Consider the following 1,432-nt stretch of genomic DNA (forward strand, 5'->3'; position numbering starts at 1 on the left):
GTCGGCGACGCCGCGGCCCGCACCGGCTTCGCCGGCCTGGAGGCGATCGACGAGATCACCATGGTCGCGGTGCCCGACCTGATGAGCGCCTACCAGCGCGGCGACCTCGACGACGAGGGCCTGCGGACCGTCCAGCTGGCGGTGATGTCGCACTGCGAGCAGATGGGCGACCGGATCGCCGTCCTCGACCCGCCGCCCGGCCTGAACGCCCAGCGGATGCGCACCTGGCGCAACGAGGAGGCGGGCTTCGACTCCCGCTACGCCGCCCTGTACTACCCGTGGATCAAGGTGTTCGACCCGGCGAGCGGCCGCAACGTGCTGGTCCCGCCGAGCGGGCACGTCGCCGGGGTGTGGGCGCGCAGCGACGCCGAGCGCGGAGTGCACAAGGCGCCGGCCAACGAGGTCATCCGCGGCGCGGTCGACCTGGAGCTGCGCCTGAGCAAGGGCGAGCAGGACCTGCTCAACCCGATCGGCGTCAACTGCGTCCGGGCCTTCCCCGGGCGCGGCATACGGATCTGGGGCGCGCGCACCCTCTCCTCCGACCCGGCCTGGCGCTACCTGAACGTGCGCCGGCTCTTCAACTACCTGGAGGAGTCCATCCTCCTGGGGACCCAGTGGGTGGTCTTCGAGCCCAACGACGACCGGCTGTGGTCCAGCATCCGCCGGAACATCACCGCGTTCCTCACCGAGGAGTGGCGGCGCGGGTCGCTGTTCGGCCAGACCGCGGCCGAGGCCTTCTACGTCAAGTGCGACCGCGACAACAACCCGCAGGAGTCCATCGACCTCGGACAGGTGATCTGCGAGATCGGGGTCGCACCGGTGAAGCCGGCGGAGTTCGTGGTGTTCCGGCTGGCCCAGTTCTCCGACAGCACGAGCCTCGTCAACGAGTGACCGGCCCGGTCGGCACCCCGCACCTCGCACTCATCGCATCGGAAGGTGACAGCACGCCATGGCTGAAGGCGATCCGCTCTCCACTCATATCTTCGGCGTCCAACTCGGCGGCTACAACGTCGAGTCCGTCAAGGAGATCAGCAATCTGACGGTCGATCAGGACGTCGTCGAGTACAAGCAGGTGACCCAAGAGGGCAAGCTGATCGTCCGCAAGCAGCCCGGCGCCCGGCTGCCCGGCGAGGTGACGATCACCCGCGGCCTCGACAAGAGCGGCGCGTTCACGGACTGGATCAAGGAGACCCTCAACAACGGGGCGATCAACACCGCGCGGCAGAACCTCACCATCGAGGTCAAGGACACCACCGGTGCCACCCTGCGGCGCATCCAGCTCATGAACGCCTGGGCCAGCCGCTGGGAGGGCCCCACGCTCACCGCGGGCGAGTCCAGCGCCGCGACGGAGACCGTGACCATCGTGTTCGAAGAGATCAGCGTCGAGTGAGGCGGAAGATCGGCCTGGAGGAGCTGCTGGAACGGGCCCCCG

At 69.0% G+C, this 1,432-nt stretch carries 2 protein-coding genes; both read left to right on the top strand.

All coding sequences use genetic code 11. From position 1 onward, the window contains the following. Positions 1-891 (top strand): phage tail sheath subtilisin-like domain-containing protein (locus J0670_RS37950; RefSeq protein ID WP_207817319.1); only part of this gene is annotated, 891 nt, incomplete at its 5' end. 58 nt (positions 892-949) lie between these two features. Further along, entirely contained in the window at positions 950-1,390 is a 441-nt protein-coding gene (locus J0670_RS37955) for a phage tail protein (RefSeq protein ID WP_207817320.1), read from the top strand. The last annotated feature ends 42 nt before the right edge of the window (positions 1,391-1,432 follow it).

The organism is Streptomyces sp. FH025 (assembly GCF_017427025.1).
GTDB lineage: Bacteria > Actinomycetota > Actinomycetes > Streptomycetales > Streptomycetaceae > Kitasatospora.

What these genes read in the sequence shown, in the direction of transcription:
- J0670_RS37955 (WP_207817320.1), top strand. Translation starts at nt 950, where the DNA reads ATGGCTGAAGGCGATCCGCTCTCCACTCATATCTTCGGCGTCCAACTC.